A 24,927-nucleotide genomic window follows, 5' to 3' on the forward strand; every position below is an offset into this window, starting at 1 on the left:
AGACCCCCTTGTTTTTCTGTAACATGTGCCTCATTCTATCATGGAATTATAACGAGACTATTACACTAGCATGTTTGTTTCTTTACACGCACATTTCAAACGTTATAATTTTCTGATACATTTTCCTTTTCGCAAAAATCGCCATTAACCTCTATCTATTAAGCTTTTTGTCATATTTCAGCTAAAAAAGCAGCTGCTTAATCTATCACTATTTTAAAAGCCACTGTTTTATTTGTTACATTATTCTACATTTCCCCTCCATCATTGCCCCTTCAAAATAACTCGCTTTTTATCAAATTCTGTTAGATTATATTGGTATGAACAGAGGGAGTTGTATATAATAAAAAAAGATGTCAATTTACATTACTTCATTGGAGGATTTTAGATGATTTATCGTGTGCAGCTAATTAAAGGGCTGTTTCGTCCGAGTGATCGTTTCTATCAGCTGGACCATGCGGAACAAATGAAAGGATTATGGAGCCGCATTTCTTTATTAATCATCATCAGTACAGCCTTGTACTTTTTAAGCGGCCTGTTGGGCATTCAATCTGAATCAGTCTCTGCCTATTTGGCGGACACGAACAACGCGGAAATCCAGGGACAGAAAATGTGGTTCACTATTGGAAGTACCATTTGGGGCTTTCTTTATCCACTAATTATCTTGTTCTTGCCTGCGCTTTTATTTTGGACTTTTTTAGAAGTAGATTTTCGTAAGTTACTTGTCTTGCAATCATTTGTCTATGTCATTTATTTAATTGAGTTTTGCTTATTAATTCTATTAAATATCACGCTTGCTATTCCGAGAGATTCTTCTCCTTTTTCACTCGGCGTACTCGCTCAATATGCATCAAAAAACGAGTTAATAACAAGCTTTTTTAGCTTTATTACTCTGTTTCAAATCTGGGCCATCAGCCTGCAATATAAGTTTTTAAAACAAAGTTCAGAGAAAAGCCCGCGTTTTGTTCTTTTACTGATTTTAGCAGTTACCTTTGCAATCTGGCTTTTTTCTACTTTGTTCACTTCCATCCATGTTGACCGCTTATTTTAAGAGAGAAGGAGGCGGCGGGGCATATGAAAAGAATAAAGAAATCCGTCTGGCTGACAGCAAGTGTGCTGATCATTGCCGGCAACTTGTATTTAACCTTTAAAGAAGACAGCAAAGCTGACCGGTCACAATGGCTGACAGAATGGAATCAATCGGCAAAAGATGACGTGGTTGAATCCTTCCAAACAACAGGTGTGATCATTCCAGCAGATGAATATCCGATTTATTTCGATAAAAATGAAGGAACATTTTTAAGGTTCCTCGTAGAAAAAGGCCAACAGGTCGATGCAGGCACACCGCTATTTGAATATTCATCATCCAAACTTGAGCAAGAAATAGAAGAATTAGAGGCAGAAAAGAAACAAACAGAGAAGCAAGTTCAATTAATTGATGGACAAATATCTAAATTGAATACGATTTTAGATAAGATAGAAAGGGAAGAAAGGGCAGCAGATGATAAGAAAGATGACGAGAAAGACGATAAGAAAGACAGTGCTGCCAAAGTAACCGTTGAAAAAGACATTATTGATCAAGAAACAGAAAAACTGAAATTAGAAGAAGAAATTCGTAAATATGATTCCTTAATTTCACAGACTGAATCTAAAAAGAACAACTTAGTCGTCAAAAGTGAAAAAGAAGGCGTTGTTAAAAATCTAAATGCTCGTCTCGATAATCCGATTATCACTATCCGCTCTCCCGAAGCGGCTGTTCAAGGTGTCTTTGACGAACAGCAAATGAATAAAGTAAAGGAAGGATTAATGATCCATGCCTCTGTCGATCCCCTTCCAGTTACCTTTCAAGGTGAAATTTCAAGCATCGAAAAGTTTCCAGAGCAGGAACCGTCTGTGAAAAGAAAGAGCTTATATCCATTCACCGCTCAGCTTGATAAAAGCAATATGAAAGAAGCGGCTGATCAGCTGTTGCCGGGTATGAAAGCAAATGTTACAGTCGTCACAAAGGAAGCTTTACAAGCTGTAACCGTCCCTGCTTCTACCTTGATGAAAACCGGCAATCACTCTTATGTATTTGTCTTAAATACAAAAGGGCAAATTGAAAAAAGAGCCGTGCAAAAAGGGCTTCTTGTGGACGGCCTTCAAGAAATTAAGAGCGGCTTAAAAGCTGGCGAAAAGGTTGTAGCCCATCCCGAGAAACTCATCGCTAAGCAAGATCGTTTTATTACGCCGGCCGATTATACAGCCATACAGAAGAAACAGCTAGAGCAACTAACAAAAACCGAACGATTGAAATTTATGTTAATGGGTGTATTGTCATAACTTTATTTAACAGAGCGAAATTTCGCTCTGTTTTTTTATTTCTACTGGTAATCTGTCAAACTATCAATAGCAGAAAAAAGACTGGAGATTAACAGGAAAACGGTATTCATTATTAAGGCGTCTCCCTGCATTGGTCACGTCCCTATGCCAAGCAGACCCTTCTCCTCTAGAAGAAAAGGGTCTGCTTGCCAATAAAATACAGGCCGCTTATTAGGCTTATCCCCGCTAATGAATCGACTCCCTACTCGGGGCTATTGGAATTCATTCATAAGAAGATGTAAATCCCCATAGCCTAGATAACATTTTCAAAAGAGGCCACACTCCCATCTGAAAATACTATCTTGACTTCTTGTACCAAAATTACCTTTGATTTTCTTGAGTAATAACCTGCTGCGAAGCCGGCCTGGCCGACCCCGATTACATTACCATTATAATGGCTCTCCAAAAGTTAAAATTAAATAAGTGAATGGATGAAGACCTATAAAAAAAAACACAAAGCAGCTTATCAATCGAACCGCTTTGTGTTTTTCCTCTACTCAAGTCTTTCTTACTTTACTGTCAGTTTGTACGGCTGTGCAGAAGCGCGGCCTTCTGTTTCGCTAATTTCGATAAAGTACTTTCCTTTTTTCAATTGGATGACAGCCAATTCTTCATCGCCGCTTCCGTAATGATCAAAGCTTTGAACGAGCACACCCTTGGCGTTATAAATTTCAATTTTTCCGTCCAGCCCATCTTCCATTTCTAACGCAAGAGAAAACGTTCTATCTTTTGTTACATTTAAGACGAAGTGATCGATATCACCAAACGGAACACCGGCGTTCATATACCCATTTATCCCAAGATGTCCATTCATCTTCTTTAAAGAAATCGGCTTTTGAGGTACATGGTTTACCACCTTGCCATCGCCATCTTTTAGTGCATCTTTCATATCAGCCAACTTTATTTCATACGGCTGGAGACTCGGCTTCATGGAAAGGAATGAACTGACTGCAAGGAAATACCCCGTGTCTTCTTTTGCCATAAAGGAAAGGTTTGCTTTTGTTTCAAATGACAACTCAAGCAAGTTAGGGCCAAATGGGATAGACTTCAGCTGCTCTTCTTCGTCTAATACCTTGTCACCGTTCGTATCTTCGATGAGTGCGCCAGTGAAAATAGCCGGTTGACGAAGATCATAAGGAATCGCTGCTTTTTCAGCTGCTGTTAATTTTCCTTGATCAATATTTAAACGATAGACTGCCTGTTTACCACTATTTTTAAAGTAATAAAAGCCAGTATCCCCTGGATAAATAAAGTAATTCTTAAATGCTGTTCCTGGCTTAAGCATTTTTGCGTTTTCAGGGGTGTTCTCATTCTGTCCAGTTCCCTGTGGCGTATGAGCCAGCTTCTTGGAACGTATCGTGTATGGGTCTGCAGAAATATTGTACGTTTCATTTGCCAAACGCAGAATGTAGGTTTCTCCCTTTTTAAGAGCCATCGTCATTTTATTATTTTTTGCGCCGCCAAGCAGACTCATAATCAGGCTGAGAAGATCCTCTTCACCGCCTGAAATCGGAATCAGTTCGTTCGTTTCTTTATCATATTGCAAAACAGTAGCAACTGGCAGCTGGCTTGATCCTTTTTGAACATCAAACTCATAGATGCCGTTCTCTGCAGGGGTGAAAGAATAGTAATCTTCATCCCCTTCTAGTTGAAAATAACCGGATTTTGTATTTCCGAGTTTGTACGGTATGGCATTAGACAAAATGGCTTTTGTCATTTCGCCTTCCATTTCTTCTGTCGGCTCTTCATCAAGCGTGCCATCTATCGCTTCAGCAGCTTTTGTTTGCGCGTATTTTGCAGGGGCTATTTCCCCCTTTTCAAGCGCTGTTTCTAAATCTTCTTTAAATGGCAGACCATCTTCATCTTCCGGCAGTTGCTTTTCTTCCACTTTTAATTCATAAGGATAAGCAGACGCTGCATATTCATCAAATTGAAAGGCTCCCGGGTTCATCATAAGTAAATCAAGAAGAGACCCTATGCCCCCGGCATCGCCAAATGATTCATTTGTTACGGTGAGCTGGTATTTAACTCCAGGCACCGCTTTAAAAGAAAGTACTTCTCCCTCGCTCATGCCGCGATCATCAGCCTCAGCAATCTCTTCTACTGTTGTCGTGTTGCCTTCTTCTTCCTCTTCCTCGGTTATCATAGAAAGACTCATGGCAGAGTTTACCCCTGGCAAAGCAGATAAGGAAACAGAAAGCACTTTTGCTTCATCGACCTCGATGGTGTAATGATCATGGTCAGGCATTCCTTCCTCTTCCGGGAATAAGGTGAAATCCCCTTTTTTGTAAGGAAGTGATTTGATAACTATTGGTTGATCAGACGTGTCAGGATCTGCTTTCAATCCGCTGATCTTTTCAGCTGTGAATGTGTAAGACGATAAACCAGCTGTACTGTAACTGCCATTCACATCTTTTATGCCAATAAAGAGCGTTCCTTTTTCTTCAGCCTTAAATAAGTAGCCTTCCTTTTCTCCAGCACGGCCTTTATTATATTCCGTGAGCATGCCTTCGTCTGTCTCGGCTCCTTCAGGAACAAAGTAAAAATCCATTCCATAATCATAATCGCGGCTTGCCTCTAATACGGTTTGGACATGTTCATTTTCATTTAAGTTCATTTTAAACCAGTGTGTTTCACCAGGTGTTTTTAGCTGCCCCTTCATCATGTTCTTGCCTGCTGTTAACGGCTTTGCAGAGCGACTGAGAGTTTCACTGGTCAGGACCTGCTTCTTTGGCAGCTTTTTGATGTCATAGGACAGTGCAGCCAGCGGGTTAACCAATCCATTAGCATAGGTTGTATCATAGCCTTTTGCCCCCAGGTCTGTCGCTGTTCTTTCCAAAATATTTTCAATATCATAAGCAGACAGTTCGGGATGCTTGGACTTCAATAAAGAGACAACACCAGCAACCATTGGAGCTGCCATAGAGGTGCCGGTTAGCATAGCAAAGCTCGATCCTTTGCCGTCTTTTTCATAAGCCGTACTGTAGATATCTTCTCCTGGAGCCACTACATCAACAGAAGGACCGAAATTCGAACTATCAGATAATCTCTTATTGCGGTCAATATTTCCGACACTGATTACACCAGGGTAAGAAGCCGGATAAGAATAAATATCTGTTGATTCATTCCCGGCAGCTGCCACTACTACCGCTCCGCTGTCAATCGCCTCACGGATCGCTTCTTCCACGAGCGGTGAGGAAGCAAAGCCGCCAAGACTCAGATTAATAACGTCTGCCCCTTTTGCTACAGCGTATAGAATTCCTTCGGCGATCGTAAAGTCATTCGCTGACATCTTGCCGTTAAATACATCTATAGGTAAAATTTTGGCATTCGGATTTACACCATGGCCGCCAATGCCATTGTTTGCTTTAGAAGCAATAATCCCTGCCACATGGGTTCCGTGCAAATCACGAACTGGGTTGTTCGCTGGGTCTGCTGCATTATACGGCGGCAGCAGCTGTCCCTGCAAATCTGGATGCTTGTAATCTACTCCACCATCGACCACTGCTACAGTTACCTTGTGTTTGCCGGAAAGCTTTAATGCCTTATCAATATTTAGCAATGGCAAGTGGTACATTTTACTTTTTTTCGGATCACTTTGTGCAGTCGCAAATTGTTTATATTTCACGCTGGGAGTAATAGAAGAAATCCCTTTTTGCTGTCGGTATACCTTCATCGCATCACTTACTTTTTTGGATTTCGGCACATGGACAATATCATAGCCAAGCTTCGGCAGCGAGCGGACCAGCACGGTTCCCGCTTTCTTATGGATGGCTCTGTTAAGCGGCTTAGTATATTTAATGACTAGTGTGTTCGTATCAACTAGCTCATTCATTTCTTTTAATGCTTTATACGCTTCTTTATTTTTTTCAGAAGCAGCCGCAGTAACAGGTGTCTGTTCAGAAACCTGCTGGAACACCTTTACTTCTTGATTATGTACGGATGCCCCAGCTGCTGCTGGAAAAACCATAACAGCAGAGAGGCCGAGGGCCAATACCTTTTTCCACGTCTTCATCTTATTCGTTCCTCCTGAATTTTTTGTTTACCTGTTTAATAATAACGTAAAAGAAAGACAAATAGTTTCACTTTTTGCATGTTTTTGAAATAAATGTTATTTTTTCCATATATAAAAAAACCGCAGCTACTTTAGGAGTAGCTGCGACTTTTTTTATTAAATAATACGCGTTGTAACAACGCCTTCAATTTGGCTGATTTTCTCTTCAAGTCCCGGGATAACGTCACCGTTTACTTTATTGTCAATGTCAATCATTGTATAAGCAAAGTCGCCCCGGCTTCTGTTCACCATGTCTGCAATATTTAAGCTGTATTCAGATAAAGCAGAAGTAATCTGTCCAACCATGTTCGGAATGTTGCGATGGTAAACAGTTACCCGGCGCTTTCCTGTATAAGGAAGAGAGGCATTTGGCATATTCACAGAGTTTTTGATATTCCCTGTTTCTAAATAATCTTTTACTTGACGGGCTGCCATGATCGCACAGTTTTCTTCTGACTCTTTCGTAGAAGCACCTAGATGTGGGATCGGCACAGCATTTTTCATTTTCAAGACGTTTTCATTCGGGAAGTCGGTTACATACTTACCGACCTTGCCGCTTTCAAGTGCAGCTGCCATGTCTTGTTCGTTCACAAGCTCTCCACGGGAGAAGTTCAGAATATGAACGCCTTCTTTCATAATATCAAACGTGTTTGTATTGAACATACCTTTTGTTGTGTCTGTGAGCGGAACGTGAACAGTAATGTAATCACTTTTCGCAAACAATTGTTCAATTGTCATAGCACGTTGAACATTACGAGATAAGCTCCAGGCAGTATCGACAGAAATGAACGGATCAAAACCGATAACATCCATATCAAGATCAAGCGCGTCGTTCGCAACTAGCGCTCCAACAGCACCAAGCCCGATAACACCAAGTGTTTTTCCTTTGATTTCTTTACCGACAAATTGCTTTTTGCCTGCTTCAACAAGCTTTGGAATTTGATCGCCCTGACCCTCAAGTCCTCTTGTCCAAGCGATACCCGCAAATACGTTACGAGAAGATGAAATTAAAGTAGTGAGTACAAGCTCTTTTACCGCGTTCGCATTTGCTCCTGGCGTGTTGAAAACGACGATGCCGCGCTCTGTATAATCGCTGACTGGAATGTTGTTCACGCCAGCTCCCGCACGGGCAACGGCTTTTACATTCCCACCAATTTCCATGTCATGCATGTTAAAGCTGCGCAGAACAATGGCATCCGGGTTTTCACTGTCATTATCGATCGTAAAGTTTTCGTTAGTAAAAACATTTAAGCCGCATTCGGCAATATTATTTAGTGTTTTTATAGTAAACAACTGTCCGTCTCCCCTTTTATTGTGCATGTTTTTCTTGGAATTGTTTCATAAACTGAATGAGGGCCTCTACCCCTTCAACCGGCATCGCATTATAGATACTAGCGCGCATTCCGCCAACGGAACGGTGGCCTTTCAATGTTTCAAGACCTGCTGCTTTTGCTTCTTTAACAAACGCCGCATCTAATTCCGCAGATGGTGATACAAACGGAATATTCATAATGGAACGGCTGTCTTTTCTAACTGGAGAGTTGAACATCGTTGACTGTTCAAGAAAATTGTATAACAGCTCTGCTTTTTTGCGATTGATCTTCTCCATTTCTTTTAAACCGCCAATCTCCTGCAACCATTCAAATACGAGCTTTGCCATATAAATGCCATAAGTTGGCGGCGTGTTGTATAGAGAACCGCTCTCGCTATGCGTCTTATAATCAAGCATCGTCGGGCAGCTTTCCGGCGCATGACCGATCAAGTCTTCTCTAATAATGACAACTGTCAATCCAGCTGGCCCGATGTTTTTCTGAGCACCAGCATAGATCAAACCGAATTTCGATACATCGATCTCTTCTGATAAAATGTTGGAGGACATATCAGCAACGAGCGGCACGCCGCCTGTATCCGGAATGTTTCTGAAAGCTGTTCCTTCTATAGTATTATTTGTTGTAATATGTACGTAGTCAGCTTCTGGATCAATCATGCTGCTGTTGATTTCCGGAATGTAACTGAAGTTCTCATCTTCTGAAGAAGCAATTACACGAACATCTCCATATTTCTTTGCTTCCTTAATTGCTTTTTTAGACCATGAACCAGTGTTCACATAGTCTGCCTTTTTACTGTTTGCCAACAAGTTGAGTGGAACCATTGCGAATTGCTGGGAAGCGCCCCCTTGAATAAACAGCACTTTATAATTATCTGGAATGTTCATTAAATCTCTCAGCAGTTGTTCCGCACCGGTAATAATCTCTGTGAATAACCCCGAACGATGGCTTAACTCCATGACTGACATACCAGAGTCTGCATAATTGACTAATTCTTTTTGTGCTTTTTCTAATACTGGCAGCGGCAACATAGAAGGTCCTGCCGAAAAATTGTATACTCTCTTCACGTGAACTCCCTCATTCGTTTTAAATTTGGAATCAGAAAATTTATACATTAATAATATTCATGAATTATAAATTATTACTCTTTACTTATCAAGGGGCGGTCTGGCAACTTTTTTTCTATTTTTCAATTGGTAACGCTTTCATTGCTTTTTTAAAAGGAGCCTAAAAAATTACGAACATTTTTTGTCTTTTTTATTCATTCGTTCGCTTCTTTACCTTCTTTCCTTTATCGCTTCTCTATTTACTTGGACTCTACCGCTCAACTAAAAAGAAAAATATTCTTAATATGATAGAGATGAAACAGACGTTTCATCCCTTTGGCCATTCTCTTCCATCCTTCCGTTAACCCTAATTAAATGAAGGGCATTTATTTTTACATTTTCTTGATGTCCTTTATGTATGGCCCCGCCACGGAGCGAACATGCATACAGGGCCGTTTCTATTCTGGCTGCGGATTAGAACATCTAAACAAGACGGTGCTCTTCTAACAAACTTTCCTCAGAAAAAACAAAAATCTTTAATAGAAATGATGGAAGCTGCTCAGAGAAAATAGATCCTCTAACAGCGCCAGAATTAAAACGCTTCCTTGATATATCGATTTCCTCGTTGCTTTCCTTACTATTATTGCAATGATTCATAGAAACGGCTTGTTTGCAATACAATAAAACAAGAAGGAGCCTCCTACTTTTTCAAAAATAATTTAATTTTTTATAGAAATTTAACGGTTAATTACTGTATAATAGCTACAATTTGTGTTTGATAAAGGGAGGGTATTTATGCGTACCTATCAAGTTGATGAGCGGCCGCCGGTTGCGGCGATGATCCCGCTTAGTTTGCAGCACTTATTTGCGATGTTCGGGTCAACAGTCCTCGTGCCTATTTTGTTCGGCGTCAACCCGGCAACTATTTTGTTAATGAATGGGATTGGTACATTAATTTATCTTATTCTATGTAAAGGACAGGTTCCTGCTTACCTTGGTTCAAGCTTTGCGTTTATTTCTCCGGTGCTCTTGGTGCTCTCAACAAAGAGCTACGGAGCGGCGCTTGGCGGCTTTATCGCCACTGGTATTGTCTTTATTTTGGTAGCTCTCATTATTCGTGTGGCTGGAACTAAATGGGTAGATGTTATCTTCCCGCCAGCAGCGATGGGTGCGATTGTGACTGTTATTGGGCTTGAGCTTGTTCCAGTGGCTGCTGGCATGGCTGGGTTAGTTCCTTCGGGAGATGCGGATCCTGCAAAATGGACACCCGATGCAGATGTGATTACCGTTTCCTTGCTAACACTTGGCATTACGATCGTTGGTAACGTCATGTTCCGCGGATTTCTAAGGATTATCCCCATTTTAATTGGGATCGTCGCAGGCTACATTATTGCTGTCTTTTACGGGCTCGTTGATTTCCAGCCGGTAAAAGAGGCTCATTGGTTTGCTTTACCAACGTTTTACCGTCCAGAATTCGATTGGTCAAGCATGGCAATTATTCTGCCAGCTGCTCTTGTAGTTATCGCTGAGCACATTAGTCATCTTGTTGTTACACAAAACATCGTCGGCCGTGACTTAATGAAAAAACCAGGCTTAGGCACTTCTTTACTTGGAAACGGGATTTCAACAGTCATTTCTGGCTTTGTTGGCTCTACTCCGAATACTACCTATGGAGAGAATATCGGTGTCCTCGCTTTAACGAGAGTATATTCGACCTGGGTAATCGGTGGGGCCGCAGTGATGGCGATCATCCTGTCTTTCCTCGGCAAGCTGGCCGCTTTGATTTCTACGATTCCTACAGCGGTTATGGGTGGCCTTTCGCTTCTGCTGTTCGGAAGCATTGCCGTATCTGGCTTGCGCATGCTCGTTGAATCGAAAGTAGACTATTCCAAAGCGACCAACATGATTTTAACGACTGTTGTACTCGTTATTGGCCTTAGCGGCGCTACTTTGAAATTCGGCAACTTTGAGTTGAAAGGAATGGCTCTTGCAACTATCATCGCCATCTTTGTCAGCCTGTTCTTTGCCATCATTGACAAGCTAAAAATATCAAATGACTATGAACAATAAAAAGCAGCCCTCGGGCTGCTTTTTGGTCGTTTGCTTCAGAATTAAATGTGGGCAGTCAGTAAACTATTTTTATTGGTCGGTATGGCGTGTAAACGACTCAGCTTGCCAAACATTTATCCCTTTTGCTGGCTAATTCTAATCTGATAGGCCAGCCAGGTAGCTGCCGCTGGGAATAAAAAAATGAGCGGAAGCACACGAATCCAATAGACAATATCATTAATTGCTCCTGTGCTGTCTGAGAAGAGCATAGAACTGAGAAAGAATACAAGGATGGTTAAGGCTAGAAGAAATACAGTCACTTTGCTAATTATCCCTTTAGCTCGCTTGTATTTTTCAACAATCGTTGACCGGCCTGTATAAATGGGCCTCGTTCCCGGAACAGCAGAAAAAATGTGCATGCCTCTTGCTGAACAAACAGGATTCCATCCGCCTGCTCTAAAATAGCATAGTAACCCTCCATCTCCTCTATAGGAACGTCTTGATAGTCAAGACTATAGATGAGGTGGCGAGGATTGCTTTTTCGAAGCGTATAACCTAACGGTGCAAAAGATTGAAGGATCCACCCTTTTTTGGCAGCTTGCTTAATTTTTTCATATTTTTTCCTTCAGAGAATGCCAAGCCGCCTGATGAAATATAACGCTTGTCCTTCTGTTTTTTCATTTTCCTTCCCCTCCTCTAACAGTTGGAATGACAGCTCGCCTTGTTGAACCGTATGACTTCGCCTGCTTACTTCATTGCAGAGCTTATTTTTGCCCTTTTCGGTAGCTTTATAGATTTTTCGCCTACTATGTGTGAATTCCAGCAAAGTAATGAGTCCCGTGATTGTTCAATCGCATAGACTTCATTATATCCATTACCGATATATCATATAATGATATAACAAATATCTCCAAATGATTTGTCAATAAAAATAAGCTGCCGGAAAGTTCCCGGCAGCCCCAACTGTTATTCCTTTACTTGATATGTCCATCCTTCTTCCTGGTACACTTTCTTTTCTTTCATCAGCTTGCCAAGAGCCCGCTTAAAAGCACCTTTACTCATCGAAAAACGCTTTTCAATTTCTTCCGGGAAGCTCTTATCGCTATAAGGCATAGAACCGCCTCTTTGCAGTAAGTATGCGTATACTTTTTCAGCGTCGTCTTGTTGAACTTCCTGCTTTCGTCCAATAAGAGACACATTAACAGAGCCATCCTCTTTTACATCGATAATACGCCCATCTACCTTCTGTCCGAGCCGCGGCTCTTCTTGCCGCTGAGACTCATGAATGAATCCGCGATAGCCTTCTGCTGTAATAATAAATGTGCCCACCTTCGTTGCACGATAAACAATGCCCGTTATATCCTTATTAAAATCTTTCTTAGAAGCTTTGGTAAACTGTTTAGCCATTACCTCTTCTGTAGCCGGCTTGGCAAATAGACGGCCTCTCTTATCAAGCCTCAACGTGCAATAAAGTCGGTCTCCAACAATTGGCCGCACGGAATATAGGAACGGCAAGTCATCTTCCGACACGAGTATATCTTTTGTAATGCCGATCGAAACGAACACACCGAGCTTTTCCTCTACACCAACAACTTCTACCCATTCATACGTATCTTGTGTAATCATCGGCATCTTCATCGTTGCCGCAAGTCGTCCCTGATGATCTTGGAAAAGAAAAACTTTCACCGGTTCATCGGGGTCAAATCCTTCTTGTATCTCCGAATGATGCAGCAAAACTGTTTCTTCTCCGTCTGTCAGAAACCAGCCAAATGGCGCTTCATTTTTCACATCCAATGTGACAATCGTGCCAGCTTGTAAATTATACATATAGGGTAAATCCTTCTTTCACTTATATTTATTAACAATTTTCCCGTTTCGGCTTTAATTATAACAGGCTTTTGGGCAGGCGCATCGTTTCTGTAAAAAAACTTCATTCCAGAGAATGAAGTTTTTTACAAATTAATTTATTTTTTGCAGTTCAAATACTCGCTTTGGTGATTTTCCGTTGTTATCTACTGTGAGAATGAGACCGACGTTCGGAGCAAAATAGTAGTAGAAGTTTTCCGAATCCTTGATCTCAATGACATGTTGGAAAGTGCCTGCTGGTGTCTTAACTGTTTTATTGACTGATAGGACACGATGATGAACGCCGTAAAGATCATCCTTCCAGTAGCTTCCTTTTTTTAGCGGCAGCTTAATATTCAAAAAGATGAAATCAGAATTGGCCACACCTAAGCGCATCCACTCTTTATTCTCTCTATAAGCATACCCATTGTCCCCGTTCACTGTCCAAACATCCCAGCCGTATGCTGTTCCTTTGTATGCCCAATTTTCCTTCCCATTCTCTACATCATAATACGTATATCGATGTTTTTTATTAAGCTTTAACCCGTAATACACTGTTCGATATTCTTTGTTTAATTCATACTGCACATCTTTTGGAACAGGTGTAAATTTAGCATAGGAATTTTTCTTAATAAATGTTTTTTTATAAAGATGATAATACCCTTTTGTGACTGCAAATACGCTTGCTGTCTGGCCTTTTTTCAACGTTTTTACTTTTACAATTTTCCCCTTTGATCGTGTAAATAAAGGGGTATCTTTTAAGATAGTTACTTTGCCGATCGTCCCTTGTTTTAATTCTGTCCCATCCCAAATAACGGCGGCATCCGCTTTTGAGAAAGGCAACGTGATAGCGGATGAACAAATCATTGCAACTGCCATTAAGAGACACGCTATTTTTTTCATCATTTTTCCCCTTTTCTAGTAAAATATCCCTTTAATTATAACATGTAAAAAGTAGCTCGTCCGTATCGTTTAATAAATTTAAAAAAGGGGAAGTTAAATTATAATTAACGCTCTAAAAAAGGTGGTAAACACAATGAGTAAAAAAAGAGGCTTATCTTCTTTAATCAGGCTAGCTATTAAATATGGACCGATTCTCTATCCTATCGTTAAGAAAATGCTGGATAAACGCAAAGCCGCCCGGGTTATGCCTACTCAAAGATAAAAACTCCAGGCAGACGCCTGGAGTTTTTTACAAATTAATAGGAGTTTCTTCTGTTACCTGATTGTTCTGCAAGTCCCTGCCAGTGATAACCAGTTTATAAGTGCCCTCAGGCATTCTCTTTACATTTTCATTTGTCCCATTCCAGGAAAGACGGTGACTTCGGGCCGGCAACGCCTTTTTATTCAACAACGTTTTGACTAGTTGTCCTTTATTATTGTAGACAGCCGCCGTGACAAACAAGCTTTTATTAATGGTAAATTTGATATTTACATTTGTTTGAGAAGCTGAGGAAGCTTCATTAACGGCTTCTGCCTTAATAGAAGGCGGCAAGTTATGGATCAATTTAACTGCTGCTTTCTTCGTTAAAGATTGATGATTATCGAATGTCCGGAACACAATGGAATATTTTCCCGCCGGTGCTATGGTACCGTCTGCCAGCTTTCCATTCCAATAGGCAACAAAGCCGCCTTTTTGCGGTGCTGCTCCGCTTATAAGCGTGCGGACATTTTTTCCATTTGCACCTTCTACATACACCGTTCCTCTCATGCTACCGCTCACAGAAAGTCCAGCTCTAAGATTATTGCTGCCGGTGACTTTAAATTCCGTTGTATTAAGTGAAATGCTTCCCATCGGTTCAGGTGTTGCTGCAAGCGCCTTATATGCATCAACGCGACCATTCCCATAAAAAGAATCCCATGATTTCGTTCCTAGATCTACAGATGACTTGTATAAAATCCGTGTGACCTGCTGCGGAGATAAAAAAGGATTTTTTGACAAAACGAGTGCGGACGTTCCTGAAACAACCGGAGCTGCCATAGAAGTGCCATCCATATAGCTATAGGAGTTATTGACCGTCGTTGATAAAATGCCTTCCCCTGGCGCTGATAGATTAATATAGCGACCAAAATTAGAAAAGTCAGCGATTTTATCCAACGAGCTGGTCGCACTGACGCTAATAACGTTAGACAAAGCAGCTGGGTAAAATGGCAAACTGGTATCCTCATTTCCGGCAGCTGCAACAACCATTGCACCTTTATTGATAGCATAGTTTGCCGCATATTCTATAACATTGCTATACGAATAGCTTCCCAGACTTAAATTAAGAATGTCAGCTCCTTTATCCACTGCATATATCATCGCTTCAGCAATCGTATAACTATCTGCATACTCTCCTTGAAATACATTAATTGGCATAATCTTTACCCCTGGAGCGACACCCGTTACACCCGAGCCATTCATAGCCGCCCCAATAATCCCTGCAACGTGTGTGCCATGGTTATCAAACGGCAAAGCGGTACGGCCAGTTACTGCGTTATACGGATTCACAAGACGACTTTTAAACTCAACATGACGCGTATCCATTCCTCCGTCAATAACTGCGACCGTAACTTGGGAGCTGCCGCGTGTTCGGTCCCATGCTTTCGGTGCGTTAATCTTTGAATGAAACCATTGGCGATTATAATAAGAATCGCTTGGCTTAAATGTATTAGTAAGCTGATAATTGGGCTCTACTTGTTTAACTGCCTCTTCCTTCATTAACTCAGCTGCTACTGTTGACAGCTCTTGTTTTTTCTTAATCGATGCATGGACAAAAAGACCATGCTGCAGGCTATCTTCTTCGGATAAACCATATCTTGTATAAATCGCTTGCCGTTCCGCTTTCTCCAGCGCACGATTAAACTGAATGATCAGTTCTCCTTTTGCATAATCCCCCTGAAATTTCTCCTCCACTGGCTGCGATGGCTCAGCAGCTTTTACCTGATCTGTTCCTGTTGTAAATATAGTACACGCTGTCACCAAAGCAGCCGTGCTAACTACGGCTGCCTGTCGCAACCTTGATCTGATCCCCATCCTGCTTCCTCCCATTTCATTCATAAAGTGCTAATGTATTCCTTTGCTAACGGGAATATTATAGTTTTTTTATCCCCTGGCGTCTATCTAATTTTTATGACAATAAACGGTGAAGCGAAGGCACAGGCGGACACAAGCTAGTGAAAAGCCTGATAAACAGGCAACTGATCAAACATAACGCCGCTAACTTTTCAGAGCTGTGCTGCTGTTTTCGTTTTCGTTTAATTTCTTCCTGTTTATGTTATAATAGAAAGGAATGTAGTTTCACTGGCTTCTACCCGCTTTTTTAAAGCATTTTGCCCCTTTGTTACATACAGCAAAAGAAGATGAACGTTTCTATTTGATGGTCGTTGGGTAAATAGGATTAGACGAACTTTTAAGAACGGAGATGAAGAAAGATGAACGCAAAAAAATTATTGACTTATGGATTAGTAGTAGCGATCATGCTGCCAAAGATCAAAGAAAGATTGGAAACGCAACAGCTACGTAAATCCTATCAAAATGCGCATCGTGTGCGTATGAATCATAACAGCATTCTGGGGAAAATCTCCGGCTAAAACTAAAAATTAGGTAGTTGAACGGCAAACTCGGAAAGTACAAAAGTACTTTTCGAGTTTTTTATTTCTTTTCCAATGTTTGCTTTCCCTTTCACTTAGTAAAATGGTTTGTCAGTAGATTGCAGTTAATCTTTTTGAGACAAAGTGGTATAATTAGGAAAGATTGGAGGAGTACGTATGGCCCTGCATAACGTAATGGAGGATATTATAAGAGGAATCCTCTCGGATCAACTCGATCATTTGCATCTTTCCTGTAAATGCCAAAAGTGCCAGGAAGATATCTTAGCGCTTTCTCTAAATAAGGTGCCTTCAAGGTATATCGTCGACGACAAACGACAACCGTTAGTAAAAGCTAATTATATGATTAACACACAAGATCATGCCAATATAGTAGCGGCTGTTGCCCAGGCGGCGGCTGTTGTCTCTGCCAATAAACGCTGTACCATCCCAGAAGAATAGCCTATGGGTTAAAATGAAATATTTTCAAACAAAAAACCGCCCAAAAGGACGGGTTTTTTTGTTAGACGCCGAGAACAGCTGTTGTGCTAAAAAACTCTTTGTACAAGGCTTTTAAGACGTTATTCGTCTCTTCTTCCTTAATGCCAAAAACAAGGCTGACTTCAGATGAACCTTGGTTAATCATTTCAATATTTGCTCCAGCTTGCGAAATAGCAGTTGTCGCTCTTGCTGTTAAGCCTTTCGTATTGTTCATCCCTTCACCAACAAGAACAACCATAGCAAAATTATGTTCAATATGAACATCATCCACGTTTAATTCTTCGCGGCACTTTTTGATGATTCGTTCTTCTTTTGCTGGAGTGAGTTGGTGGCTGCGAACAATAACTGACAGATCGTCAATTCCTGAGGGAGTATGCTCATAGGAGATTTCTTCTTCCTCCAAGATTTGAAGCAGGCGTCGGCCAAAACCAAGTTCGCGGTTCATTAAATACTTGCTGACATAAATGGTAGAAAATCCACCATCTGCAGCGATTCCAATAACTGGACTGTTTGAATATTCACGCTCAGCTACAATCATCGTTCCTTCCGCAGAAGGATTGTTTGTATTTTTTATACAGACTGGAACAGAATGCTGGAATGCTGGCATTAACGCTTCATCATGAAAAACAGAGAATCCAGCATAAGATAGCTCTCGCATTTCCCGGTAAGTCATCCGTTTAATCTCGACCGGATGGTCAACAATCTTTGGATTAGCAGCAAAAACTGAATCTACATCTGTAAAGTTTTCATAAAGCTCCGCACGGATAGCTGCTGCTAAAATGGAACCGGTAATATCAGAGCCTCCGCGGGCAAACGTCATCATGATTCCATTCTTCGAGTAGCCAAAAAATCCTGGAAAAACAACAATCCCTTTGCGATCGCGCAAATTACGCAAATTCTCATATGCCTCAGGCAAAGCACGGGCTCGTCCAGGTTCATCGCTGACAATTAAGCCCGCTTCCTTCGGGTTAACATATTCAGCTTCCAGGCCGATGCTTGAGAAATAAGCAGCAATTAACTTGGCATTATTATCTTCTCCGCTCGCCTTCAATTGATCAACGAATAAATCCCGGTTTTCTTTGCTTTGTTTTACACGGTCACGCAAGTCTTGCTCAATTACTTCAACAATTTCGTTATCCAGACCGAGCTCGGCTGCTATATCTGCATACCGTTCTACGACCGCCTGTAATTCTTGCTCCGCATCCTTTTCAGAAAGGGAAGCTTCTGCCAGGCTGATCAGCAGGTCGGTTACTTTAATATCGTCATCAAAACGTTTACCTGGGGCGGAAACAACTACAATTTTTCGCGCAGCGTCTTCTTTAATAATGGCAGCAACCTTCTTGATCTGTGCTGCACTCGCTACGGAAGTCCCCCCAAATTTACATACCTTCATTCCCACTTCACTCCTTAATCGCTGTTAGATTTTCATGATGGAAAAAGTTTTATTTGAAAGATTATACCACTGTCTGCATTAAAAAAGAAGAAATAATCTGATATTTGCTCAAGCAATTAACAGTCCTCTCCCATGTCCCGCTTGTTTATTTCATTTAATTTAGGGAATATCTATTACATGTACGCTAGTATTGCTGCAAAACTGTCATAAAAGGAGAATGCACACTAATATGAAAAAAAATAAATCTAGAGGCAATAAAGCAGCCATGACTGCTCTCGCTCTTGGCGCGGCCTACCTTCTCAGAAATGAAAAATCCCGAAGTAAACTGATGAATCAAATTAAGTCAATGGCAAAATAAATGTGCCTATATAGTGCTGGAAAACAAAATATTCCCCACGGCTTGATCTGATTAAACCGAACGCCATCCGTCTGCTATCACACAATTTTTGCCAAGAATATTTTGTTACTTGAAAGCGCCGAGGAATGTCCCCGGCGCTTTTGTTTTATTGGTTACTATCTGTTATTCGATTTTCTAATCCCGGTGTGATATTTGGATGTGCTTGGAGATAATCTCTGAACATTTCCCAATCGACAAAGCCCGGTTCGCTGACACGGCCTTCTTCATATGCTTTGCCAAACATTTCGTAGCCGTCTCCGCCTTTAGCTGTAAACGTGTTTGTCGCCACGACGTATGATTCATTGTCAGCAAGCGGCACATAGCCTTCAGCTGTTTTCACTTCTGCTGTTTGCACCCGTTCACCGACCGGTTTGCTGCTGTCATAAGTAAATTTTAATCCAGACATTTGCAAAAAGCCGCCGAACTGTGCTGGCGCTTCTTTAACGCTGTGTTCAAGAGCGGCACGAATTTCTGCTCCCGTCAAATTCATGATGGCAAGCGAATTGCCAAACGGCATAACTGTCAGTACTTCATCAAGCGTGATGTCGCCTTCATCAATAGAAGCACGGATGCCACCGCCGTTTTGCACAGCAATAACGGTATCTTTATTAATCGTTCTTGCTTTTTCGAGCATGCTATCTGTAACTAGATTGCCCAGATTGGTTTCTTTCGTCCGAGCATCGGCACGTTCACCGTTTAAAGCAACCGTTGTTTTACCAACGACTGTCTTTTTCTTTTCATCAATTGCCGGTTTATATTTGGCTAGAATTCCTGCTGCTTCCGCATCATCTTTGAGTACGTAGGTGCCATCTTCCTGCTTTGCGTCAATTTCAATCAATTTGCCAGCATGCCCAATGACTTTCCCGTTTTCATCAAACTTGACATCCAATGTGCCTAAATATTTATTGTATTCATTTGCTTGGACAATAACCGTCGGCTCTTTTCCTGTTGATTCCAATACAGGCTCTTCAAGCAGATCATGAGAATGGCCGCCAACAATAACGTCAATGCCTTCCACTTCTTTCGCCAGCGTCACATCATTATCGCCGCCCCCATCTTTAAAGCCAATATGCGTTAAAGCGATAATTTTATTGACTCCTTGCTTTTCAAATGCGGCAACGGTCTCTTTCGATCTTTCTAAATAATCTTCAAATGCAACCCCTGCACCAGGGCTAGAAATATCGACCGTTTCTGCTGTTGTTAAGCCAAAAATACCGATCTTTTCCCCATCCACCTCTTTGATAATACCATCGTACACTTTTCCATTATCCGGAAGAGCGGATATCCCGCCTTTAACAAATCCTTTAACATTTTCATCGCTCGTAAAGTTGACGTTTGCACTTACAAAGGGAAACTTCGCCTTAGCAATAAAGTTAGCGAGCGGCTTTGTGCCTAAATCAAACTCATGGTTGCCGAATGTCATGGCATCGTAGTCGACTAAATTCATAAATTCTAAGTCAGCCTGACCTAAATACTCGTTAAAATAAAGGGTGCCGGAGAACACATCGCCAGCGTCTAACAACAAAGCATTCGGCTTAGCATTCCGCACTTCCTTAATAGCGGTTACTTTTCTAGCTATATTTTCGATGTGTGCATGTGTATCATTGCCATGCATAACTGTTAAATCAAATTCTTTAGCAGGCTTTTCAGACAAGCGATGGAGGAATAGTGCCCACTCTCCGCGCTTTAAATGATCATCTGCCCCGAAGCGGCTGCTCGTTTTTCCTTTTGTTACTCCGCTCTTAATAAGGACATCCACATACTTAGCCCATTTGCTGTTTACATCAGTGAATGAGGTTTTTGTGACGCTCTCATCAATGTTAAGGTTGTAAGCTAAAGCGAGCAGACGGGCTGTCTCATTACGGGTAATAGGAGCAGCTGCACCAAATGTACCAGCTTTTTTCCCAGCTACAATCCCCTTCTCAGCGAGTGCATTGACTGCCCACTGACCTCGTTTTGGCACATCTGTAAATCCAGCATTTTTATATGTACCCTTTGGATCGATACCTAAAGCTAGAGCCAGCTGAATCGCTGCATCCACACGAGAAATTGAAACATCGGTGCCAAACTGACTAGCAGTTAATCCCTCTGTAATTCCCTTGTCTGTTAAATAGGATACTGCTTCCGCATATCTAGCAGGCACATCCTTAAAGGAACTATTTTCGGCTGAAACCCCAATAGGGCTTACTGCCGGCACCACGATAGCAGCTGTTGCTGTTAAAGCTAGGAACTTTTGAGATGATGCATGTCTTTTTCCCAAATTCTACTCCTCCTTTTATGGAAAGAAACCTATATTAAAAGATTAGTAGTTTTCTGAAAAAAAGCAACCTATTAAGGATAAAACTTTAATTAGATGATTACTCTACTATAAACTATGATAATTTAACCAGGTATTTAGACCCTACGTTTGCGTTTGAAGGATCATAAATCAAAAAAAAACATCTTTTTTCCTTGTTATCTTATTCATATATTTGTCTGCAACCTATTAACCTAGTGTTATCTGCTCATTTTGCAAAATAAGATATTAAAATATTTACTGTTTTGCTAAAATATGTATGTGACTAGACAGATTATACGTAAATGGGGTGTATCAAGTGAGAAAAGTAACAAAACTTTTAGTGGCTTCCTTATTGTCACTAACTCTTTTAGTGCCGTCTGTAAGTGCGGCATCGTCCGCAAGCCTGGAAGGAAGTTCAGAAGGCAAGACTTCGATGGATAGCCATGCGACAGCGGCAAACGCAACGAAAGCAGCATCATTTAGCGATGTGCCGAAAAATTTCTGGGCTAAGGATTCTATTGACTACCTTGTTCAAAATGGGATTATTTCCGGCTATAAAAATGGGAAATTTGGTGTGAATGATCCGATTAAACGCGAACATGCGGCAATCATTTTAGCAAAAGCACTTGGCGTGGATAAAGAATCTGCTCCAAATCCGGGATTTAGAGATATTCCTGTTACTCATCCTGCCTATGATGAAATTGCTGTTTTAACAAAATACGGTGTTTTCAGCAAGGCGAAATATTTTAACCCGAGCGGCAAGTTAAAACGCTCCCATATGGCTAAAATCATCACAGAAGGCTTTGGGTTTGACTATTCTTACCTAGTTTCCTTTAAAGATGTGAAAAGCAGTGATCCATTCTACAAATATATTGCTACTCTTGGCAGTGCTGGAATTGCTGGCGGCAGCAATGGCTACTTCATGCCAAATAAGACGCTTAACCGCACAGAGTTTTCCGTCTTTGTCGCTCGTGCTCTTGAACCGCGTTTCCGTACCGGCGTTCAAGTAGACGTTCAAAGCGTACAATATTTATCAGACGGCCGTTTGAAAATGAATCTGATCATGTATAACAATACTCGTCAGTCAGCATTTAACATTAAAGGAAAATATGAACTTTATGCAGGCAGAACGCTCGTTGCCAAAACAAGCACAGCTAGAGAGTTCAAGAATGTAACTATCGGCGCTAACCAGAAAAAAGCCGTTACCTTCTATTTCTCAACAAGCGAGATAAAAAACAAAGTCAGCTTGAAAGATATCTCTCTCGGCTATGAGCATTCTTGGAAATACTATCAGTAATCAAAAAGCAGGATCCATTAAGGATCCTGCTTTTTCTTTTTTACAGCCTGTCAGTCCGGAGGGATAGGAGTCACTCCCCGTTCTCGTTCGGCATTGATAAGCCCGCCTATTAGAAGGACAATGGCAGTAAGATAAAACCACAGTGTAAGGATGATCACTCCAGCAAGCTGCCCATAAATACGCGTGTAGTTGACTGCACCGGCATATTCACCGAAGATAACAGACATAGCCTGCCAGCTGATCCCGGCAAAGACAGCGCCCGGAATCACGGATTTCAACTTTTGCTTGCCGCTTGGCAAAATTTTGTAAAACAAAATAAAAAAGCCAAATAAAAATAATGTTCCGAGCCCCCATTTGATCGCTGTCCAGGTTTTAAGAAAAGGGCTCGCGGTTTCAATCGTACCGATCACCTCTGCTGATATCAACAAATGAAGCAAATGCTCAGCCAAGGGAATAAGCAGGGAGAGCGGAACAAGAAACATAAAAATAAGCGTAACTCCTAGATCTCGTATCACCCCTTTTAAAAAACGAAGAGGACGTTTGATTCGATACGCTTCATTTAATGAGCGAACTAGCGATTGAATAGCCATGGAAGACAGCCAAAATGTAGAAAAGAAGCTCAAAGAGATTAATTGACCTTTTCCTTTTTGCAAAATCGCTTCCACATTTTCATGAATGAGAGCATATGTGTTAGCCGGCGCATAAGGACGTATAACACTGAGTATGTCGTTTTCCTTGATAGGAAGAAAGCTCACTAATGAAAGCATGAAAATTAGAAAAGGTACGATGGACAGCAATAAATAATAAGCTGTCTGAGCTGCATGGTCAAAAAACTGTTCAGTAAAAAAGCGAATGCCTATCCGCTTTACGAACCTTATAAAACGCATGGATTCATCTCCCCCGCTTGCACTTTCTTAACAACAACTCTTCTCTAGTCAAATCTCTTATTTAAATTAGTATATCCCGGAAATTAACTGAACTAACGGCTATGTGATTGAATTTACTTAGAAGCATACAAGAAGAGTCCACGTATAGCTCCCACATACATTTAAGTATTTTGTTCTTTTAGCTCCGATGTTTACCGTAAGCTCCACCACTAAGTATGAAAGAATATAAAAAGAGCAGAGAAATTCTCTCTGCTCTTTTATTAGTTCCGTTCATATATTATCTTGGCTGGTCATCAATCGTTCCGCTGTGCACCATCAGCATGGACATCAGTGCAGCAACATAAATAGAGACCGCTGGTGCTGTCAGCACATGTCCCGCTGTTGTGGCAATGCCTAGCGCTAAAATAAAGCCGACGCCATACATAACATAAGGGATGGTGAACGTTTCTCGTATTTGGGAAACGAAGTAAATGATAAAGCGAACAGCATAATATAATAGTGGGGCAATAAGATATAAAAAGCCGATAATGCCGAGTGAGAAGAAGAGATCGTAAAAATCCATCTCTATCATCTTAGGCTCTTTCCCTGGTTCCGGCATTTCATAGTTTCCGGCAAAGCCCATACCAAACATTTTCTGCAGGACGGGCGCTTCTGCAAAATCCTGCTTAAAATCGGCTAAGTATTTCTCCCGACTGCTGAATACAAGGTTTTGGAGCTGTTCCTCAGTAATCGTTGGCTCTTGCTGTGTATCTTCTGGCTCCTCTTCAGGCTCTTCTGTCACTTCCTTCTTCGGTTCCTCTTTGTTTATATCAATGTTCAGAATGCCAAGGTGAGCATACATATTATTAAAAACAGGTGTAAACGGAGTAGAAACCGCTAGTGCAGCAAGAAGAAGAAGAGAAACTAGCATATTTGCCCTCGTTTTTTTCGTCCGTTCCTTCGTTAAGTAAATAATCAAAAGAGAGATACACGCAGCGATTAGGACAATGACGATTCCCCCATAGCCTACTTTCGTACCGAGAAACAGCATAGAAATGGACAGTAAGATAAAGGGAATCCAGTAATAACTCGTTTTAAAAGATTTCGTTTTCTCGATCGCATAAACTGCGGTCACTGGTAAAATAATGGCCATGATGGCACCAATTTCATTTCCGGCAAAAAACCATCCAGTAAAACCGATTTTTGTATGGGAGTAGTTGGATAAGCTCGTACCAGTCAGAAAGGATACAATGAACACGGCACTGATAATAATGGAAGAATATAAGAAGTATGCTGTTGTTTTCTCTATCAATGGCACACGTTGCTTTTTCAGCTGTAAATACAACATATTAAAGCCTAAAAATAAGATTGGAAAGTAAATGACCTTATTGTAGAATTTTAATTCTTTAAATAAAAAGTATGGATCCTTTAAGTTCATGTTAACTGCAATATTGATCCCGATGACAACGGCTAGTCCAATTAAATAAAAAATGTACTTTTTTGCAAGCCGGCTTGAAAAAGCCAATTTCAGTAATATTAACAAAATTACCGCCATATAAAGTACGCGAACGATGACACCAACCGTAAGATTCACATTTAAAATCATGAGAGATGCCGTAGTCATTACGTCAATAACCGGCTGCAACACTAAAAATATAAGCAGCAGCAAAAATGTCTTCTGATTCAGCATGTTGATCTGTTCCTCTTCCCTTTCAATTTCCTTTTATATAAACGATTAAAATAATCTGTCAATCGTTGCTAATTTCTTATGTTGTTTCCATTCAAACCAGACAATAAAGCCTTAACGGCCCGGCCTATGTACAAAAAGCACCTTTTCCATTATATCACAAAAACGAAATAATCTTTCGCAAAATTTGAGCCCAAATTTAATTGCCGCCTTTGTATTCTATCATCTTTTTCTCTTCCATACTATCTATTTCATATG

The 24,927-nt window shown here is 41.0% G+C and carries 21 protein-coding genes; 8 read left to right on the forward strand and 13 right to left on the reverse strand.

From position 1 onward, the window contains the following. Positions 1–385 precede the first annotated feature (385 nt). Both CJ483_RS11385 and CJ483_RS11390 read left to right on the forward strand, forming a co-directional pair. Positions 386–1,048: a hypothetical protein gene (locus tag CJ483_RS11385; protein WP_120035021.1), complete on the forward strand. Its 663-nt coding sequence runs from the start codon at positions 386–388 to the stop codon at positions 1,046–1,048. 23 nt (positions 1,049–1,071) lie between these two features. Further along, positions 1,072–2,319 (forward strand): efflux RND transporter periplasmic adaptor subunit, encoded by a 1,248-nt coding sequence (locus tag CJ483_RS11390; RefSeq protein WP_120035023.1) that lies wholly within the window; start codon positions 1,072–1,074, stop codon positions 2,317–2,319. 547 nt (positions 2,320–2,866) lie between these two features. Here the strand turns inward: CJ483_RS11390 and CJ483_RS11395 are convergent. The 3 genes from CJ483_RS11395 to serC all read right to left on the reverse strand — a co-directional run bounded on the left by CJ483_RS11395 (position 2,867) and on the right by serC (position 8,807). Then, on the reverse strand, positions 2,867–6,373 hold the full coding sequence (locus CJ483_RS11395; RefSeq protein WP_120035025.1) for a S8 family peptidase: 3,507 nt from the start codon (positions 6,371–6,373) through the stop codon (positions 2,867–2,869). Between the two features lie 156 nt (positions 6,374–6,529). Beyond that, on the reverse strand, positions 6,530–7,732 hold the full coding sequence (locus tag CJ483_RS11400; RefSeq protein WP_120035027.1) for a phosphoglycerate dehydrogenase: 1,203 nt from the start codon (positions 7,730–7,732) through the stop codon (positions 6,530–6,532). Next, positions 7,722–8,807, reverse strand: coding sequence for a 3-phosphoserine/phosphohydroxythreonine transaminase (gene serC, locus CJ483_RS11405; protein ID WP_120037966.1), 1,086 nt, complete (start codon positions 8,805–8,807; stop codon positions 7,722–7,724). The genes CJ483_RS11400 and serC overlap by 11 nt, the downstream gene beginning before the upstream one ends. Positions 8,808–9,581: 774 nt before the next feature. Here serC and uraA point away from each other — a divergent pair. Continuing rightward, complete coding sequence (uraA, locus tag CJ483_RS11415) at positions 9,582–10,856, forward strand: uracil permease (RefSeq protein ID WP_120035031.1); 1,275 nt, start codon at positions 9,582–9,584, stop codon at positions 10,854–10,856. Between the two features lie 113 nt (positions 10,857–10,969). Here uraA and CJ483_RS11420 read toward each other — a convergent pair whose 3' ends face one another. From CJ483_RS11420 to CJ483_RS11435, 5 genes are all read right to left on the reverse strand, one after another. Next, positions 10,970–11,254: a hypothetical protein gene (locus CJ483_RS11420; RefSeq protein ID WP_142927226.1), complete on the reverse strand. Its 285-nt coding sequence runs from the start codon at positions 11,252–11,254 to the stop codon at positions 10,970–10,972. Next, positions 11,164–11,442, reverse strand: coding sequence for a DUF2812 domain-containing protein (locus tag CJ483_RS25755; RefSeq protein WP_120035036.1), 279 nt, complete (start codon positions 11,440–11,442; stop codon positions 11,164–11,166). Before CJ483_RS25755 ends, CJ483_RS11420 begins: the two co-directional genes overlap by 91 nt. Next, positions 11,391–11,516, reverse strand: coding sequence for a hypothetical protein (locus CJ483_RS25050; RefSeq protein WP_259455619.1), 126 nt, complete (start codon positions 11,514–11,516; stop codon positions 11,391–11,393). Before CJ483_RS25050 ends, CJ483_RS25755 begins: the two co-directional genes overlap by 52 nt. A 285-nt stretch (positions 11,517–11,801) precedes the next feature. Then, complete coding sequence (locus CJ483_RS11430; protein ID WP_120035038.1) at positions 11,802–12,662, reverse strand: CvfB family protein; 861 nt, start codon at positions 12,660–12,662, stop codon at positions 11,802–11,804. Positions 12,663–12,794: 132 nt separating this feature from the next. After that, positions 12,795–13,586 carry a hypothetical protein gene (locus CJ483_RS11435; protein WP_182917026.1) on the reverse strand — a complete coding sequence of 264 codons (792 nt, stop codon included), beginning with the start codon at positions 13,584–13,586 and terminating at the stop codon, positions 12,795–12,797. Between the two features lie 130 nt (positions 13,587–13,716). On the opposite strand from CJ483_RS11435, the gene CJ483_RS25055 reads away from it, so the two are divergent. Further along, the gene (locus tag CJ483_RS25055) at positions 13,717–13,845 is read left to right on the forward strand and encodes a hypothetical protein (protein ID WP_259455620.1); all 129 of its coding nucleotides are present in this window, start codon (positions 13,717–13,719) and stop codon (positions 13,843–13,845) included. A gap of 27 nt (positions 13,846–13,872) precedes the next feature. Here the strand turns inward: CJ483_RS25055 and CJ483_RS11440 are convergent, their stop codons facing one another. After that, positions 13,873–15,696 (reverse strand): S8 family serine peptidase, encoded by a 1,824-nt coding sequence (locus CJ483_RS11440; RefSeq protein WP_182917027.1) that lies wholly within the window; start codon positions 15,694–15,696, stop codon positions 13,873–13,875. Positions 15,697–16,094: 398 nt separating this feature from the next. Here CJ483_RS11440 and CJ483_RS24510 point away from each other — a divergent pair, with 398 nt between their 5' ends. Further along, entirely contained in the window at positions 16,095–16,253 is a 159-nt protein-coding gene (locus tag CJ483_RS24510; protein ID WP_182917028.1) for a hypothetical protein, read from the forward strand. A 177-nt stretch (positions 16,254–16,430) separates the two neighbouring features. After that, positions 16,431–16,712: a late competence development ComFB family protein gene (locus CJ483_RS11445; protein ID WP_120035044.1), complete on the forward strand. Its 282-nt coding sequence runs from the start codon at positions 16,431–16,433 to the stop codon at positions 16,710–16,712. 61 nt (positions 16,713–16,773) lie between these two features. Here CJ483_RS11445 and CJ483_RS11450 read toward each other — a convergent pair whose 3' ends face one another. Continuing rightward, positions 16,774–18,144 carry an aspartate kinase gene (locus CJ483_RS11450; RefSeq protein WP_120035046.1) on the reverse strand — a complete coding sequence of 457 codons (1,371 nt, stop codon included), beginning with the start codon at positions 18,142–18,144 and terminating at the stop codon, positions 16,774–16,776. 229 nt (positions 18,145–18,373) lie between these two features. Between CJ483_RS11450 and CJ483_RS25060 the strand changes: the two genes are divergently transcribed. Beyond that, positions 18,374–18,502 (forward strand): hypothetical protein, encoded by a 129-nt coding sequence (locus CJ483_RS25060; RefSeq protein WP_259455832.1) that lies wholly within the window; start codon positions 18,374–18,376, stop codon positions 18,500–18,502. A gap of 145 nt (positions 18,503–18,647) precedes the next feature. Here the strand turns inward: CJ483_RS25060 and CJ483_RS11455 are convergent, their stop codons facing one another. Beyond that, positions 18,648–20,801, reverse strand: a complete 2,154-nt coding sequence (locus CJ483_RS11455; RefSeq protein ID WP_120035048.1) for a 5'-nucleotidase C-terminal domain-containing protein — start codon at positions 20,799–20,801, stop codon at positions 18,648–18,650. A 334-nt stretch (positions 20,802–21,135) separates the two neighbouring features. Here CJ483_RS11455 and CJ483_RS11460 point away from each other — a divergent pair, with 334 nt between their 5' ends. Continuing rightward, positions 21,136–22,116: an S-layer homology domain-containing protein gene (locus tag CJ483_RS11460; RefSeq protein WP_120035050.1), complete on the forward strand. Its 981-nt coding sequence runs from the start codon at positions 21,136–21,138 to the stop codon at positions 22,114–22,116. A gap of 50 nt (positions 22,117–22,166) precedes the next feature. Here the strand turns inward: CJ483_RS11460 and CJ483_RS11465 are convergent, their stop codons facing one another. Together CJ483_RS11465 and CJ483_RS11470 are read right to left on the reverse strand one after the other, a co-directional pair. Next, positions 22,167–23,003: a YihY/virulence factor BrkB family protein gene (locus tag CJ483_RS11465; protein ID WP_120035052.1), complete on the reverse strand. Its 837-nt coding sequence runs from the start codon at positions 23,001–23,003 to the stop codon at positions 22,167–22,169. Between the two features lie 277 nt (positions 23,004–23,280). After that, complete coding sequence (locus CJ483_RS11470) at positions 23,281–24,672, reverse strand: O-antigen ligase family protein (RefSeq protein WP_120035054.1); 1,392 nt, start codon at positions 24,670–24,672, stop codon at positions 23,281–23,283. Positions 24,673–24,927: the final 255 nt, after the last annotated feature.

Origin of the sequence: Bacillus sp. PK3_68 (assembly GCF_003600835.1) — a bacterium.
Lineage (GTDB): Bacteria > Bacillota > Bacilli > Bacillales > Domibacillaceae > Pseudobacillus.